The following is a 15,615-nucleotide window of genomic DNA, read 5'->3' as shown; positions in this document are numbered from 1 at the left end:
GACTTCAAAAGCTGTCTTTCAAAAAAACGAAAATATGTTTTTTGAAAGATAGCTTTTTGTAAAGTCTTTTTTTATTTGTAAATTGTAAGGATATCGCGTGTTTCTTAAAGAATGCACCTATAATCACTTTATTTTTTATGGTAAACTAAGATTCGGAGTAAGGTAGGAAAGGAGGGTCATCATGCCCAAATATGATGGACCTAGTTATCAAAAAAATCAAGACAGTCAAAAAAAGTTTAAGTTTCCTTTCTATCGTGATGCTGAAAAAGCAACGAATAAGGAAGCGTCTATTAAAATTTCCCATCCAAAAAATAACGATAGTCAAACAACTAACCAACTAATAAAAACTAATGAAAAAAATTCAGAGGTTGATTTTACGACTCTTCAAAAAGATAATAATTCTGTTAGAAATTATCTTTCTACTATTAGTAAAGAGGAACAAAAGAAACAAAATGAACTTAAGAAGCAAAAAAAGAAAGTTGAAAAAAGAATTAAACAAACGGCGTATTCAAAAGAATCTTTAAGACATGCTGCGACACCTTTTCAAGAAGGAAGAAGTTCGACACCTTTTAAAGTTCAAAAGATTCCTTCGCCTTATTATGGGTTTCAAGAGAGGTCACCAAAAAAGAATGAAGACACTAATTATTTGGAAATTCTCTTAAAATTAGAAAAAAAACCAGAAGATTTCTTGTTGTTTGAAGAAAATTTATTAAATGAAATCGATTATTTTTTTGAATTAGAATCAGAAGAAGCACTGAAAACAGAAGAAGTGTTAGAGCCAGAAGAAGTATTAGAACCAGAAGAAGTATTAGAACCAGAAGAAGTATTAGAACCAGAAGAAGTATTAGAACCAGAAGAAGTATTAGAACCAGAAGAAGTATTAGAACCAGAAGAAGTATTAGAACCAGAAGAAGTATTAGAACCAGAAGAAGTATTAGAACCAGAAGAAGTATTAGAACCAGAAGAAGTATTAGAACCAGAAGAAGTATTAGAACCAGAAGAAGTATTAGAACCAGAAGAAGTATTAGAACCAGAAGAAGTATTAGAACCAGAAGAAGTATTAGAACTAGAAGAAGTGTTAGAACCAGAAGAAGTATTAGAACTAGAAGAAGTGTTAGAACTAGAAGAAGTGTTAGAACTAGAAGAAGTGTTAGAACTAGAAGAAGTATTAGAACCGGAACTAACCAATAGTAGTATAGAAGATGAAGAAATGGCGGTTACTAATTCCGAGAAAGCAGCTGTAGAGTCTTTGGCACACTCTGTTAAGAAAAAACGAGGATTATCTCGATCATTAGCAGGTATGATTGAGGATGAGCAAAATATCCGCCTTAATCGAGGAAAAAATGTTGCAAGATATTTTGGTGAAGCAACAGTATTACCAAAACAAGTCAGACAACCTATTAGTCCAACTCGAGTTTCTGATAAACCATCTACTCCAACAAGTACAGAAGAAATTGAAAATATGGAATTAATGGCTGCATTAAGTCGGATGAATTATTTAGACAAACAAACTTTCCCAGTTAATGACATTAACCAGCCTGAAGAACCAGAGCAATCAGAAAAGTTAGAACAACCAAAAAAGCTAGAAGAATCAGAAGTACTAATCGATACAAAGAATACAGAACAGCCGGATACGATTCTTATTGAATCAATTGAAGAAGACTCTTCTATCATTGATATGAAAGAAGTAAGTCAAGCAGAAATAGAAACGGATGTAGTAGTAGAAAGCACTATTGAAGCGACTAGTGAAACCGATAAGTTAATGGAAATGACTGAAGAAATTTATGATGAAAATTATATGTTTCCATCAGTAAATCTTTTACTTCGTCCTGTAAAACTTGAACCAAATGCAATTGATGATTGGGTTTTAGAACAAGCGGAAATATTGAATGAGACTTTAGATGCCTTTAATATCAATGCTCAAGTAATTGGTTGGACAATTGGACCAGCAGTTACCCAATTTGAACTTCAGTTAGGTCGCGGTGTAAAAGTTAATAAAATTACAAATCTATCCGATGATTTAAAATTATCATTAGCTGCTAAGGATATCCGTATCGAAGCTCCAATTCCTGGGAAAAGTTCAGTAGGTATTGAAATTCCTAATAAAAAATCAAGACCCGTTATGTTATCAGAAGTCATGGAAAGCAAAGAATTTAAAGAGAGTCATTCTCCTTTAACGGTGGCTATTGGAGTTAACATAGCAGGAGAAGCGGTTGTTTCCACTATTGATAAAATGCCTCATGGGTTAATTGCTGGAGCAACAGGTTCAGGAAAAAGCGTCTTTATTAATTCGCTTTTAGTGAGTTTATTGTATAAGGCTACACCAAGTGAAGTGAGATTAATTTTAATTGATCCAAAAGCGGTTGAGTTAGCTCCTTATAATGAAATTCCTCACTTGCTGTCCCCAGTTATTTCTGAACCTAAAGCAGCGAGTGAAGCTTTAAAATGGGCAGTAAATGAAATGGAAGAACGTTATCAAAAACTAGCTGCTGCAGGAGTTCGAAATATTCAACGATTTAATGAAAAAGCAGAAGAGCATAAAGAGTTTGGCTTGAAGATGCCCTATATTGTCATCGTCATTGATGAATTGGCAGATTTAATGATGGTTGCCAGTAGCGATGTGCAAGACTCTATTGCACGAATTACACAAAAGGCTAGAGCGGCAGGTATTCATTTAATTGTTGCGACACAACGCCCAAGTGTAGATGTTATTACAGGAACAATAAAAAATAACATTCCAACTAGAGTAGCCTTTATGGTATCCAGTCAAGTAGACTCACGCACTATTTTAGATACAGGTGGGGCGGAGAAACTTCTTGGTCGAGGAGATATGTTATTTCAAGAAAATGGGTCAGGACGACCAATTCGTGTACAAGGAACGTATGTTGAAAAAGAAATAGAACGAATCGTCAGACATGTAAAAGACCAACGCCCTGCAAGATATCTTTTTGAGCCAGAATCGTTAATGGCTAAATTAGAATCAGTTGAAGGAAAAGATGAGCTGTTTGAAGATGTTCTGCCATTTATTGTTTCAGAGGGACAGATATCAGCATCAGCATTACAAAGAAAATTTAAAATTGGGTTTAATCGAGCTGCTAATTTGATTGAATCTTTAGAGAACGAAAACTTTATATCCGGAAATAAAGGATCAAAACCACGCGAAGTATTTTTAACTAAAGCGGATTATGAAGAAAAATTCTTATAAATAAGTTCAAAAAGAGAGAGATAACTTTTGCTCTCTCTTTTTTTATTGTTCTAATGTAGTTAGAGTGAATTTCCCTACAAAAATTATATTAAAAACAGATGATAATTATTTAATTGAATCCGTTCACATTATTTCATTCTGATAAGAGTAAGGAGAATTAGAGATTTAAAGTGTGCTATTAAATTATTTCATGGTATACTAAATTCGTTGTATTTTGTCTTTTTTGACTAACAACAATCGATTCATCCCATTTAATAATAAATGAAACAGGATGATGGTCTATTTATTACATCGTTTTATGAGCTTTTGAAAAACGAGTTGAAACAGGACAAACTAAAAAGGCTTTCTCAAACACTAACAGTCATAAACACAAGGTGAATTTATGAATATGGAGGAAATAAAGTAATGAATAAAGAAATAATTTATCATTTCGTTGGTATTAAAGGTTCGGGTATGAGTGCTCTTGCTTTAATTTTGCACGACAAGGGATTCAAAGTTCAAGGTTCCGATATAGAAAAATACTTCTTTACTCAAAAAAATATTGAAGAAGCTCATATTCCAATTTTAAATTTTAGTAAAGAAAATATCCATCCAGGTTTAACGGTGATTGCTGGGAATGCTTTTTCTGATGACCATGAAGAAATTGTTGCAGCAAATGAACTAGGTTTAACCGTTATACGTTACCATGATTTTATTGGTGAATTCATCGGTCAATTCAACAGTGTAGCTGTTACTGGTTCTCATGGGAAAACAAGTACAACTGGCTTATTAGCACATGTGTTAAGTTCGCTTAAAGATACAAGTTATTTAATTGGAGACGGAACAGGTCATGGCGTACCTGATGCAGATTTCTTTATATTAGAAGCCTGTGAATACCGCCGTCATTTTTTAGCGTATCGACCTGATTATGCTATTATGACAAATATTGACTTTGATCACCCGGACTATTACAGCAGTATTGATGATGTCTTTAATGCATTCCAATCCATGGCAGTTCAAGTGAAAAAAGCTATAGTTGCTTGTGGAGATGATGAACAACTCCAAAAAATCCAAGCTAATGTACCGATTTTATATTATGGATTTGGAGATCATAATGATTTTCAAGCTAAAAATATGACTCGTTCAACAACGGGTTCTACTTTTGATGTCTATGTAAGAGACGAGTTTTATGGACATTTTGATATTCCTACATTCGGAAAACATAACATACTAAATGCGCTTAGTGTTATTGCAATTTGTCAATATGAAAACATTGATAAAGAAGGCGTTATGGAAAACTTAAAAACGTTTAAAGGCGTTAAACGCAGATTTACTGAAAAACAAATATTAGATATGGTCATTATAGATGATTATGCACATCATCCATCTGAAATTCGTGCAACTATTGATGCAGCTCGTCAAAAATATCCAGATAAAGAAATTATCGCTATTTTCCAACCACACACATTTACTCGTACAGTAGCATTATTGAGTGACTTTGCGGAATCGTTAAATTTAGCTGACTCTATTTATTTATGTGATATTTTTGGATCAGTACGCGAAAATCAAGGAGACATCACCATTCAAGATATGGCTGATAAAATTGATAATGGAGCGGTTGTGTTAAGTGAAGAGAATATGTCGCCGTTGTTGAACCATCATGATGCAGTCGCAATCTTTATGGGTGCTGGAGATGTTCAAAAATTTGAATTGGCTTATGAAACGTTGTTAAGTCAATCATCGCCAACGAAATAACAAAAAAATAGACAGGAGACGGTTGTTTAACAATCGTTTCCTGTCTATTTTTTTCTCATCATATTTTTGGTTTAAAAGTGCAAGCTGAAAAAGTTTCATTAGATGAAGAGCAAATTCGCTATCTACCTCTTTTTTTGTTAGAATAATAACGATAAGTACGGTCAGAAAAATGAATTTTAAAAATGAAAAGATGATTTGAAATAGAAATAAATGCAGTAACTAAAAGGAGATTTCTTATGAATGAGCGAAAAAAATTAGTATTGATTGACGGAAACAGTGTGGCTTACAGAGCTTTTTTTGCATTGCATTCACAATTAGAAAGAATGAAAAATAAAAACGGATTACACACGAACGCATTATATGGATTTCATAATATGATTGATAGTGTCTTAACAAAAGAAAATCCGAGCCATGTGTTGGTTGCTTTTGATGCTGGGAATACGACATTCCGGCATAGCTTTTTTGACGACTATAAAGCTGGACGTTCAAAAACACCCGGTGAATTTTCAGAACAAATGCCTTACTTGAGGGAACTACTGGATGGATTTGGTATTAAGCACTATGAACTAGAAAATTTTGAAGCAGATGATATTATTGGAACTCTTGCAACCCAAGTTGATCCAACTATTTATGATGTGGTCGTTATTTCTGGAGATCGAGATCTGACACAATTGGCAAAAGAGAATGTACGTGTGGATATTACCGTAAAAGGTGTCAGTGAGTTAAAAGAGTACACGCCTGAATCGATTCATGAGGAGATGGGCATTAGCCCATTGCAAATCATTGATATGAAAGGTTTAGCTGGAGATGCATCAGATAACATACCTGGAGTAACCAAGATTGGTGAAAAGACAGCCCTTAAATTATTAAAAGAATACGGCTCAGTCGAAGGAATCTATGAAAATATCGATTCATTGAAGAAAAGCAAGATGAAAGAAAATCTTATCAATGAAAAAGAAACGGCATTTTTAAGTAAAAAATTAGCAACGATTGATACCGATTCGCCTATAAAGGTTGGAATTGACGATCTAAATTTCTCAGGACCAAACATGGAAAAACTGATTGCTTTTTATAAAGAGATGGATTTCAATTCTCATTTGAGTAAATTGGATACTGCAGAATATGATGCTGAACAAAATAATCAAAAAGAAGAAATCTCGTATAATATAGTGACTGATATCACAGCAGATATGTTTAGGGATGATATGGCTCTTTACGTAGAATTGATGGGTGATAATTATCATACTTCTCCAATTATTTGTATTGGATGGGGCGATGATCAACAAATATACATTGCAGAACCTGAAGTAGTTTTTGCATCAGATGATTTTAAAAATTGGGCAAAAGAAAAAGAGACTAAAAAACAGGTATTTGATGCTAAAAGAACTTATGTTGCATTAAGAAGACAAAAAGTCGATATCACATCTATCAGTTTTGATATCTTATTGGCCTCTTATTTATTGAATACAAAGGACAATAGTAAGGATTTATCTGAAGTTGCTATGGAACATGACTATTACGATGTTTCTTCTGATGAAAGTGTGTATGGTAAAGGTGCAAAAATTGCTATTCCAGAAGATAAGAAAGTAACGTATGACCATGTTGCCAGAAAAATAAAAGCCATTCGTATTTTAAGCAAACAATTGAGTGATAACTTAGAGAAGAATGTACAAACTAAGTTGTTTGATGAAATGGAGTTGCCATTATCCATAGTTTTAGCTGAAATGGAACTCACTGGTGTAAAAGTAAATGACAAACGTTTGATGGAAATGAAAGAAGAGTTTGCTATTCGACTAAACGATATTGAACAACGGGTCTATGAATTAGCAGGTGAAAAATTTAATCTAAATTCACCAAAGCAATTAGGGGTTATTCTATTTGAAAAAATGGGGTATCCGGTTGTTAAAAAGACTAAAACCGGTTATTCAACAGCTGTAGATGTTTTAGAGCAATTAAAAGAGCAAGCGCCCATTGTAGAACATATTTTAGAGTATCGTCAAATCGCAAAAATTCAATCAACTTATATCGAAGGTTTGCTAAAAGTGATTGATAAAGAAACAGGCAAAATTCATACGCGGTATATGCAAACAATCGCTCAAACTGGTCGCTTAAGTTCTGTAGACCCCAATTTACAAAATATTCCTATTCGACTAGAAGAAGGTCGGAAAATTAGACAGGCTTTTGTTCCAAGCCATGAAGGCTGGAAAATTTTCGCATCAGATTATTCGCAAATTGAGTTGCGCGTATTGGGACATGTTTCAAATGATAAATTGCTCAAAGAAGCGTTTATTGAAGGTCAAGACATCCATTCAAGCACAGCTATGCGAGTCTTTGGTATTTCTTCACCAGAGGAAGTTTCTTCTGAGATGCGACGTAGAGCTAAAGCCGTTAACTTTGGAATTGTTTATGGCATAAGTGATTATGGTCTATCTCAAAATTTAGGAATTAGTCGTAAAGAAGCGCAACGGTTTATTGACACGTATTTTGAAAAATATCCAGGTGTAAAAACGTATATGGAAGATATCGTGAGAGAGGCAAAAGATAAAGGGTTTGTTGAAACACTTTTCCACCGCCGCCGCTATTTACCAGAAATTAATTCTCGAAATTTCAATTTGCGTTCATTTGCTGAAAGAACAGCAATCAATACTCCTATCCAAGGTAGTGCTGCGGATATTATAAAAATTGCGATGATTAAAATGGATGAAAGATTAAAAGAATCAAAATTGAAAGCGACCATGTTATTACAGGTCCATGATGAATTGATTTTTGAAGCTCCAGAAGAAGAAATAGAAGAATTGAAAGCCTTAGTAGTTGAGGTTATGGAAGGAGCAGTAGAATTGTCTGTTCCGTTAAAAGTCGATAGTAACAGTGGTAAAAGCTGGTACGAAGCAAAATAATAAGGAAGTGTGTCTGCTGTGTTCATTAATAGCAGAGACGCTTTCTTTCATATAGAAAGGAAGTAGAACTTTGCCGGAATTGCCTGAAGTTGAAACTGTTAGAAAAGGATTGGAAAAACTTGTATTAGGAGCAACGATAAAATCTGTTGATGTATATTGGGATCGTATTATAGCCGGTTCCATCGAAAGCACTGAATTTAAGCAGCTTTTAATTGGAGAAAAAATTACAGGGTTTGATCGACGTGGCAAATACATTGTCTTTCATTTTAAGAACTGGGCGCTAGTTTCGCACTTGCGTATGGAAGGTAAATATGAAGTCGAAGAATCAACAGTTCCTCTCAAAAAACACACGCATGTTGTTTTCCATCTAGCGGATGGGAGAGATCTGCGTTATTTAGATGTACGAAAATTTGGTAGAATGACACTGGTGCCTTTAGGGGAAGAGTACAGTATGACTGGAATAAGACTGCTTGGTCCTGAGCCGACTAAAGAGGCATTTGATGAAACAACTTTTTTTAATACATTGCTTACAAAAAAAAGAGCAATTAAACCACTTTTACTAGATCAAAAGATTGTAGCTGGTTTGGGGAATATCTATGTAGATGAGGCCCTTTTTGCGGCTAAAATCCATCCATTACGAATGGCCAACAGCTTGAAAAAACAGGAAGTTTCGCAGTTACATGAGGCAATCATTAAGGTGCTTGGTGATGCAGTTAAAGCGGGAGGAACGACTATTCGTACTTATCAAAATGCGTTGGGAGAAGCAGGGAAATTTCAAGTGAAGTTATCTGTCTATGGTAAAAAAGGGATTCCCTGTATTCGCTGTGGCACACCAATAGAAAAAATAAAGGTTGCACAAAGAGGAACCCATTTCTGTCCTCATTGTCAATTGTTAACGTCTGTTCAGTAAAAGGAGGAAGGAAATGACCATAGTTTTAGGATTAACAGGGAGTATTTCAACCGGTAAGTCAACGGTAAGTAAGCTATTTAAAGAACTGGGTTATCCGGTAGTAGATGCCGACATTGGTGCAAGAGAAGTAGTACAGCCAGGAACGGATGGATTAAATCAAATAAAAGAAACGTTTGGAAAGCAAGTTATTCTAGATGATGGCACATTGAATCGTGCTGCGCTGGGAGAAATTGTATTTAATAATGAGAAAAAAAGAGAGCTACTGAACGGTATTTTGTCTGAACACATACATCAATGGGTAGTATCTAAAAAGAACGACTATTTAAAGCAAAATCCTGCGATCCTTGTATTGGATATTCCGCTATTATTTGAATCGGGTTATGAAAAAGAGGTTGATCAAATTATGGTGGTAGCTACATCAGAGGAAGTTCAGCTAGAGCGATTAATGGAGAGAGATGGGATAAAAAGAGAAGAAGCTTTGAAAAAAATCAATGCCCAATGGTCTATTTCAAAAAAAATCCCTCTTGGAAATAGTATTATTGATAATAATGGAACGCTCACGAATACAAAAAAACAAGTCCTTGAATGGATAAACAAACTAAACGTTAATTAGAGTCTAGTAGTAGGACAAAGCGAACAATCCTTTAAGGTTTGTTCGCTTTTGTACTTAAGTGAGAAACACCTTATTTTAAGCGGTTTTATCTCTGGTTGTTGTATGGTATAATAGAGTAAATAATTGCGTAAAAAAATAGTTTAGATACTTATGACACTTAAGATAGGAATGATAAACATGCAATGTCCACGCTGTCAAAATAATGGTTCTAAAGTTGTTGATAGTCGTCCAGCAGATGATGGACGTGCTATTCGTAGAAGAAGAGAATGTGAAGCTTGTAGTTTTCGCTTTACTACATTTGAGCGAGTAGAAAAAACGCCACTATTAGTCATTAAAAAAAATGGTACCAGAGAAGAATTCAATCGCGAGAAAATTTTAAGAGGGCTAATACGGTCTTGTGAAAAAAGGCCTGTAGCAATGGAACAAGTTGAGAAAATTGTCGGAGACGTAGAAAATCAAATCAGAGGATTGGGCGAAAATGAAATAGCCTCAGCGATCATTGGGGAATACATTATGGAGAAATTAGCTGATATCGATGAAGTTGCTTATATCCGTTTTGCTAGTGTCTATCGCCAATTTAAAGATATGAGTGTCTTTTTGACAGAACTACAAGAATTTGAAAGAAAAAAAGCTGAAAAAAATTAGTTGAAACAGAAAGGTGTGAGTCATTTTGGGGTATCCTTGGAAAAATTTAAGTCCTAAAGATGGTTTTATTGTAAAACAACAAGCTTTACTTTCTGATATCGATCAAAAAATTCTCACTTTTTTGTATCAACCCCTAATTGGGACTGCAGCTTACAGCTTATATATGACATTGTGGACTGAGATTGAAGAAGAGGCCTATTGGAGTGAAGGGATCTTACATTCGGAACTGCTGGCCTTGCTGAATATCGGTATTCCTGAGTTGTATCAAGCCAGAATTAAGTTAGAAGCAATTGGATTGCTTAAAACTTATATCCAAACAGGTTCGACCAAATTAACAATCTATGAATTGCAAGCTCCCCAAGCAAGTGATGTCTTTTTTAAAGATGATTTATTGAGCTTATTATTATTAGAAAAAGTTGGAGAACGAAAATTCAGAAAATTGAGAAATCGATTTGTGATAGAAAGCATCGATAAGAAAAAATTTCAAGAAGTCACAAAGTCGTTTTTAGATGTTTTTCAATTTGATGCTGAATTATTGAAAAGAGAAAAAGATCTCTTGAAAGAACCGGTTTCATATATTGGCAAAACGAGTTCTTCAAAACCAAAAATCGATTCCAAAACATTTGATTTGAAGTTTTTTTATACAGGTTTGAACCAACAGTACATTAATCGTTCTTCAATTACTAAAGAGGTTGAAGAAGCTATCCTTGTATTGCATACGTTATATGGACTAGATGAATTAGCCATGCAACAATTTGTGTTGAATGCTTCTGATATTGAAACAGGACAAATTGATGAAAAAAAATTAAAAAAGTTAGCTTATGATGATTATCATAATAAAAACCAACAGAATATTTCATTAAAAGATGTTGTTGAAAAAGATATCCAAGTTGATGCCAATCAACAAAAAATGCGTGATAATGAACTAACTCAAAGAGGTTTAACAATAGAGGATATTGCGGTCATTGAAGTGAGTGAGCAAATAAGTCCGATTGATTTTATGAATTCTATTAAAGATCAAAAAGGTGGTTTTGTCACAAAACCAGAAGAGTGGACTTTAGAAGAAATTGTAAAAAAAGCCAATTTACCAACTGCAGTTATTAATATTTTGATTCATTATATTTTAGTGGTGAAAAACAATCCCACACTGGATCAAAAATTAGCTTATAAAATCGCTAACGATTGGGCACAAGAAAAAGTAGTGGCTCCTGAAGAAGCCATCCAAAAAGTCAAAAAAATGTATTTAGAAAATGCTGAAAAAAGACAACAACAAGAAAATCGCACTAAAACCTATGCACAAAACAGGAACAACGGCAATTATAGTAAGCAAGTGACCACCAGAAAAGAAACACTTCCTGAGTGGGCTAAAGCAGAAAATAAGCAAGCTGAAGAAAAACCGATGAGCGAAAATGAGAAACAAGCGTTTATGGAGCGATTGAAACGAATTCAAAATTTTGGTAAAGAAGGTGAATAATAATGGAGGACATTGGTGAAAGTCTGACCCGTATGATTAAAGAGCGAAACCTGAGTCATAAATACGAGGAATTAATACAGGAAGTATTAGATGATCCAGATGTAACGCAATTTATTGCAGATAATCGCCAGAAATTGGATGATGAAGCAATTGTTAGAAGTTATGCTAAATTGTACGAATACGTTCAAGAAAAAAAGAAATTTCATTTAAATCAAGGAATGATGGCTCCAGGTTACCATCCTAAATTGGTTTTAAACTACCATTATATTGATGTAACTTATGTACCATCAGCTGAACTAATAGCTAAACAAAAAGAATTAGAAATAAAAAATCGGATTTATTCGATGGACATGCCAAAAGACGTTAGAAATGCTAAATTAGCCAATTTTGAATTGACTGATGAACGAAGATTAGCTATTTCAGAAGTATACGACTTCATTGATGCATATCTATCTAATCCTAAAGCTTTCCATAAAGGGTTATATTTGCAAGGATCATTTGGTGTCGGTAAAACTTATTTGTTAGGAGCTTTAGCTCATGAACTAGCAAAAAATGGCTTTCCTTCTACATTAATGCATCTTCCGTCATTTTCAGTTGAAATGAAACAGTCTATCGGTAAAAATACTACCGGTGAAAAATTGGATTTTGTAAAAAAAGCGCCCATATTAATGTTAGATGACATTGGTGCTGATTCAATGTCCAGTTGGATACGTGATGACGTTCTTGGAGTTATTTTGCAGTACCGTATGCAAGAACAGTTGCCTACATTCTTCTCTTCCAATTTTGATATGAAGCAACTTGAAGAAGAACACTTAAGAGTAACTCAAAGAGGCGAAGATGAACCATTAAAAGCAAAAAGAATCATGGAAAGAGTTCGTTATTTAGCTAAAGAAATAAATATGACAGGTACGAATAGGCGTCATCTCCAATAAAAGTTAATGAGAGAACCTTATTTTTTCCTTGAAATCAGAATCAAAAAGTGCTTTAATAATAGATATAAAAGAAATCATTGAGAAAGACACCAAGACTTGGTTGCGATTTTTTTAGAGAAGAAGACAGTTGCTGAAAGTTTTCTAATTTCGTTCTTGTTTTGACCCCTTTCGAGTGCCACTGTGAACCGTTTATCGAATTAGCAGTTGGTCGTTTAGCTAGCGTTAACAGCTTAGAGTGAATTTAGTGTGTTTGCTAAGTTCTAAATCTGGGTGGAACCACGTAATGAACGTCCCATTTATGGTATTTGATATACTATAAATGGGGCTTTTTTTTTTTTAGCTGAACAAAGATGGTATTTTAAAATTAGAATATGGAGGAATAGACTATGTCAGAAATTAAGATTACTTTTCCAGATGGAGCGGTAAAAGATTTTCCTGCTGGTTCATCTACAAAAGAGATTGCTGAAAGTATTAGCAAAGGTTTAGCCAAAAAAGCATTGGCCGGTAAATTTAATGGCGAATTAGTGGATTTGATTCGTCCGCTTGAGTCAGATGGCTCAATTGAGATTATTACACCTGATCATGAAGATGCATTACAAATTTTGCGTCATTCAACTGCTCATTTAATGGCAAATGCCTTACGTCGTTTGTATCCCGATATAAAATTTGGAGTAGGTCCTGCCATTTCAACTGGATTTTACTACGATACAGATTCTGAAGCACCAATAACAGATGAGGATATTCCAAAAATTGAAGCTGAAATGATGGCGATTGTAAAAGAAAACAACCCAATTATTCGAAAAGAAGTCACTCGTGAAGAAGCCTTAGAAATCTTCAAAGATGATCCTTACAAAGTTGAATTGATTACAAATCTTCCAGAATCAGAAGCAATTACCGTTTATGACCAAGGCGATTTTGTGGATTTATGCCGTGGAGTTCATGTTCCTTCAACTGGTCGTATTCAAGTATTTAAATTATTGTCTCTTGCAGGTGCGTATTGGAGAGGCAATTCAGATAATAAAATGATGCAACGTGTTTATGGAACAGCCTTTTTCGATAAAAAAGATTTAAAAGAGTTTATTCAAATGCGTGAAGAAGCTAAACTACGCGATCATCGTAAACTAGGAAAAGAATTAGATTTATTTATGATTTCTCCTGAAGTTGGTTCTGGATTGCCTTTCTGGTTGCCAAAAGGTGCTACAATTCGTCGTACAATTGAACGTTATATTGTTGACCGTGAAATCAGTTTAGGTTACCAACATGTCTACACACCTATTATGGCTGATGTAAACTTATATAAAACTTCTGGTCACTGGGACCACTATCATGAAGATATGTTTCCACCTATGGACATGGGAGACGGCGAAATGCTTGTCTTGCGTCCTATGAACTGCCCACATCACATGATGGTCTATAAAAATGATGTACACAGCTACCGCGAATTGCCTATTCGGATTGCTGAATTAGGCCAAATGCACCGCTATGAAAAGAGTGGAGCTTTATCAGGATTGCAACGTGTGCGTGAAATGACTTTAAATGATGGGCATACATTCGTACGTCCAGATCAAATTGAAGAAGAATTTAAGCGTACATTGGAATTAATGCTAGCTGTATATGGTGACTTTAATATTACGGATTATCGTTTCCGTCTAAGCTATCGTGACCCTAATAACACAGAAAAATATTATGATGATGATGCAATGTGGGAAAAAGCTCAAACAATGCTTAAAGCGGCGATGGATGATATGGGACTGGATTACTTCGAAGCAGAAGGAGAAGCAGCATTCTATGGTCCTAAATTAGATGTCTTAGTTAAAACAGCTATTGGAATCGAAGAAACTCTTTCAACGATTCAATTAGACTTCTTACTGCCAGAACGTTTCGATTTAACGTATGTAGGAGAAGATGGAGAAAATAACCATCGTCCGGTTGTAATTCACCGAGGTATTGTGTCAACAATGGAACGGTTTGTTGCTTACTTAATTGAAGAGTATAAAGGAGCTTTCCCTACGTGGCTAGCACCCGTACAAGCTACAATTATCCCAGTTAATTTAGATATGCATACAGATTATGCCTATGAAATAAAAAAACAAATGGAACGTATCGGAATGCGTGTAGAAGTAGATGAACGTAATGAAAAAATGGGTTATAAGATACGTGCTTCTCAAACACAAAAGATACCTTATCAATTAGTTGTTGGAGATAGTGAAGTTCAAGATAACACGGTTGCAGTTCGTAAATATGGTGAAAAAGCTACTGTAACAATTAACTTAAGCGAGTATCTAGAGACTGTTTCAAAAGAAATTGAAAATTTCAGTAAATAATTTATTGACATATTCTGTCTAGTAGAGTATGATTAGTTAGTTGAGAAAATCAAGCAGAAGCACCCGCTTCTCGCCTAAGTTGACGAAAGTGTCTCTGGGCTAGATATAAACGATGATAACTTGCATACGGTGTGAGTTAGAAATTATTTATAGGCGGGTTCGTAATGAACTCGTCTATTTTTCTGCTGTTCTTTCTCTCAAATCTAATGGAGGTGTATGACCATAGCAAAAGATATGATGGTAAATGACGGCATTCGTGCACGTGAATTACGCGTTATCGGTAGTAACAGCGAACAACTTGGTGTAATTACAAAAAGTGAAGCGTTAAAACTTGCAGAAGAAGCAAACTTAGACTTAGTACTAGTAGCTCCAAAAGCAAAACCGCCTGTAGCACGTATTATGGACCACGGGAAATTCCGCTTTGAGCAACAGAAAAAAGAACGTGAAGCCCGTAAAAATCAAAAAGTCATTAGTATCAAAGAAGTAAGATTAAGTCCTACTATTGATTTGAATGACTTCAATACTAAATTACGTAATGCACGTAAGTTCCTTGAAAAAGGAGATAAAGTAAAGGCTTCAATCCGATTTAAAGGTCGTGCCATTACTCATAAAGGTATTGGTAAAGAAGTGTTAGATCGTTTAGCTAAAGAAACAGCTGATATTTCAACTATTGAATCAGCTGCTAAAATGGATGGTCGCAGCATGTTCTTAATTTTAGCACCAAAAACTGAAAAGTAAGAGTATTTTGAGGAGGAAATAACAAATGCCAAAACAAAAAACACACCGTGGTTCAGCAAAACGGTTCAAAAGAACAGGTAACGGCGGATTAAAACGTCACCATTCTAAAACAAGCCATATGTTTGCAAATAAATCACAAAAAC

11 protein-coding genes and 1 other annotated feature are annotated in these 15,615 nt (G+C 34.7%); all 11 genes read left to right on the top strand.

What is annotated here, in order from left to right:
* Positions 1–181 precede the first annotated feature (181 nt).
* Positions 182–3,205, top strand: a complete 3,024-nt coding sequence (locus CAT7_RS06730; RefSeq protein ID WP_007723591.1) for a DNA translocase FtsK — start codon at positions 182–184, stop codon at positions 3,203–3,205.
* A gap of 405 nt (positions 3,206–3,610) precedes the next feature.
* Positions 3,611–4,939 carry a UDP-N-acetylmuramate--L-alanine ligase gene (gene murC, locus CAT7_RS06725; RefSeq protein WP_007723590.1) on the top strand — a complete coding sequence of 443 codons (1,329 nt, stop codon included), beginning with the start codon at positions 3,611–3,613 and terminating at the stop codon, positions 4,937–4,939.
* Between the two features lie 236 nt (positions 4,940–5,175).
* Positions 5,176–7,836 carry a DNA polymerase I gene (polA, locus tag CAT7_RS06720; RefSeq protein WP_007723588.1) on the top strand — a complete coding sequence of 887 codons (2,661 nt, stop codon included), beginning with the start codon at positions 5,176–5,178 and terminating at the stop codon, positions 7,834–7,836.
* Between the two features lie 70 nt (positions 7,837–7,906).
* The gene (mutM, locus tag CAT7_RS06715) at positions 7,907–8,746 is read left to right on the top strand and encodes a DNA-formamidopyrimidine glycosylase (protein ID WP_007723587.1); all 840 of its coding nucleotides are present in this window, start codon (positions 7,907–7,909) and stop codon (positions 8,744–8,746) included.
* Positions 8,747–8,759: 13 nt separating this feature from the next.
* Entirely contained in the window at positions 8,760–9,359 is a 600-nt protein-coding gene (gene coaE / locus CAT7_RS06710; protein ID WP_007723583.1) for a dephospho-CoA kinase, read from the top strand.
* Between the two features lie 177 nt (positions 9,360–9,536).
* Positions 9,537–10,004 (top strand): transcriptional regulator NrdR, encoded by a 468-nt coding sequence (nrdR, locus tag CAT7_RS06705; protein ID WP_007723580.1) that lies wholly within the window; start codon positions 9,537–9,539, stop codon positions 10,002–10,004.
* A gap of 25 nt (positions 10,005–10,029) precedes the next feature.
* Positions 10,030–11,478: a replication initiation and membrane attachment family protein gene (locus CAT7_RS06700; RefSeq protein ID WP_007723577.1), complete on the top strand. Its 1,449-nt coding sequence runs from the start codon at positions 10,030–10,032 to the stop codon at positions 11,476–11,478.
* A gap of 2 nt (positions 11,479–11,480) precedes the next feature.
* Complete coding sequence (gene dnaI, locus CAT7_RS06695) at positions 11,481–12,410, top strand: primosomal protein DnaI (protein ID WP_007723574.1); 930 nt, start codon at positions 11,481–11,483, stop codon at positions 12,408–12,410.
* A gap of 386 nt (positions 12,411–12,796) precedes the next feature.
* Positions 12,797–14,734 carry a threonine--tRNA ligase gene (thrS, locus tag CAT7_RS06690; protein ID WP_007723572.1) on the top strand — a complete coding sequence of 646 codons (1,938 nt, stop codon included), beginning with the start codon at positions 12,797–12,799 and terminating at the stop codon, positions 14,732–14,734.
* Positions 14,735–14,779: 45 nt separating this feature from the next.
* Positions 14,780–14,922: a sequence feature (ribosomal protein L20 leader region), on the top strand.
* A gap of 28 nt (positions 14,923–14,950) precedes the next feature.
* A complete protein-coding gene (infC, locus tag CAT7_RS06685; RefSeq protein WP_007723570.1) occupies positions 14,951–15,472 on the top strand; it encodes a translation initiation factor IF-3 in 522 nt (173 codons plus the stop codon).
* Between the two features lie 25 nt (positions 15,473–15,497).
* Positions 15,498–15,615 (top strand): large ribosomal subunit protein bL35 (locus CAT7_RS06680; protein ID WP_007723567.1); only part of this gene is annotated, 118 nt, incomplete at its 3' end.

Source organism: Carnobacterium sp. AT7 (assembly GCF_000171855.1).
GTDB classification, from domain to species: domain Bacteria; phylum Bacillota; class Bacilli; order Lactobacillales; family Carnobacteriaceae; genus Carnobacterium_B; species Carnobacterium_B jeotgali.
Note: the sequence above shows the minus strand (reverse complement) of the source record. Positions and strands in the feature narration are given on the sequence as shown.

Bases quoted from the DNA above. Each gene is read 5' to 3' on its own strand.
- nrdR (WP_007723580.1), top strand. From the start codon at position 9,537: ATGCAATGTCCACGCTGTCAAAATAATGGTTCTAAAGTTGTTGATAGT.
- polA (WP_007723588.1), top strand. From the start codon at position 5,176: ATGAATGAGCGAAAAAAATTAGTATTGATTGACGGAAACAGTGTGGCT.
- murC (WP_007723590.1), top strand. From the start codon at position 3,611: ATGAATAAAGAAATAATTTATCATTTCGTTGGTATTAAAGGTTCGGGT.
- dnaI (WP_007723574.1), top strand. From the start codon at position 11,481: ATGGAGGACATTGGTGAAAGTCTGACCCGTATGATTAAAGAGCGAAAC.
- CAT7_RS06730 (WP_007723591.1), top strand. From the start codon at position 182: ATGCCCAAATATGATGGACCTAGTTATCAAAAAAATCAAGACAGTCAA.
- coaE (WP_007723583.1), top strand. From the start codon at position 8,760: ATGACCATAGTTTTAGGATTAACAGGGAGTATTTCAACCGGTAAGTCA.
- thrS (WP_007723572.1), top strand. From the start codon at position 12,797: ATGTCAGAAATTAAGATTACTTTTCCAGATGGAGCGGTAAAAGATTTT.
- infC (WP_007723570.1), top strand. From the start codon at position 14,951: ATGACCATAGCAAAAGATATGATGGTAAATGACGGCATTCGTGCACGT.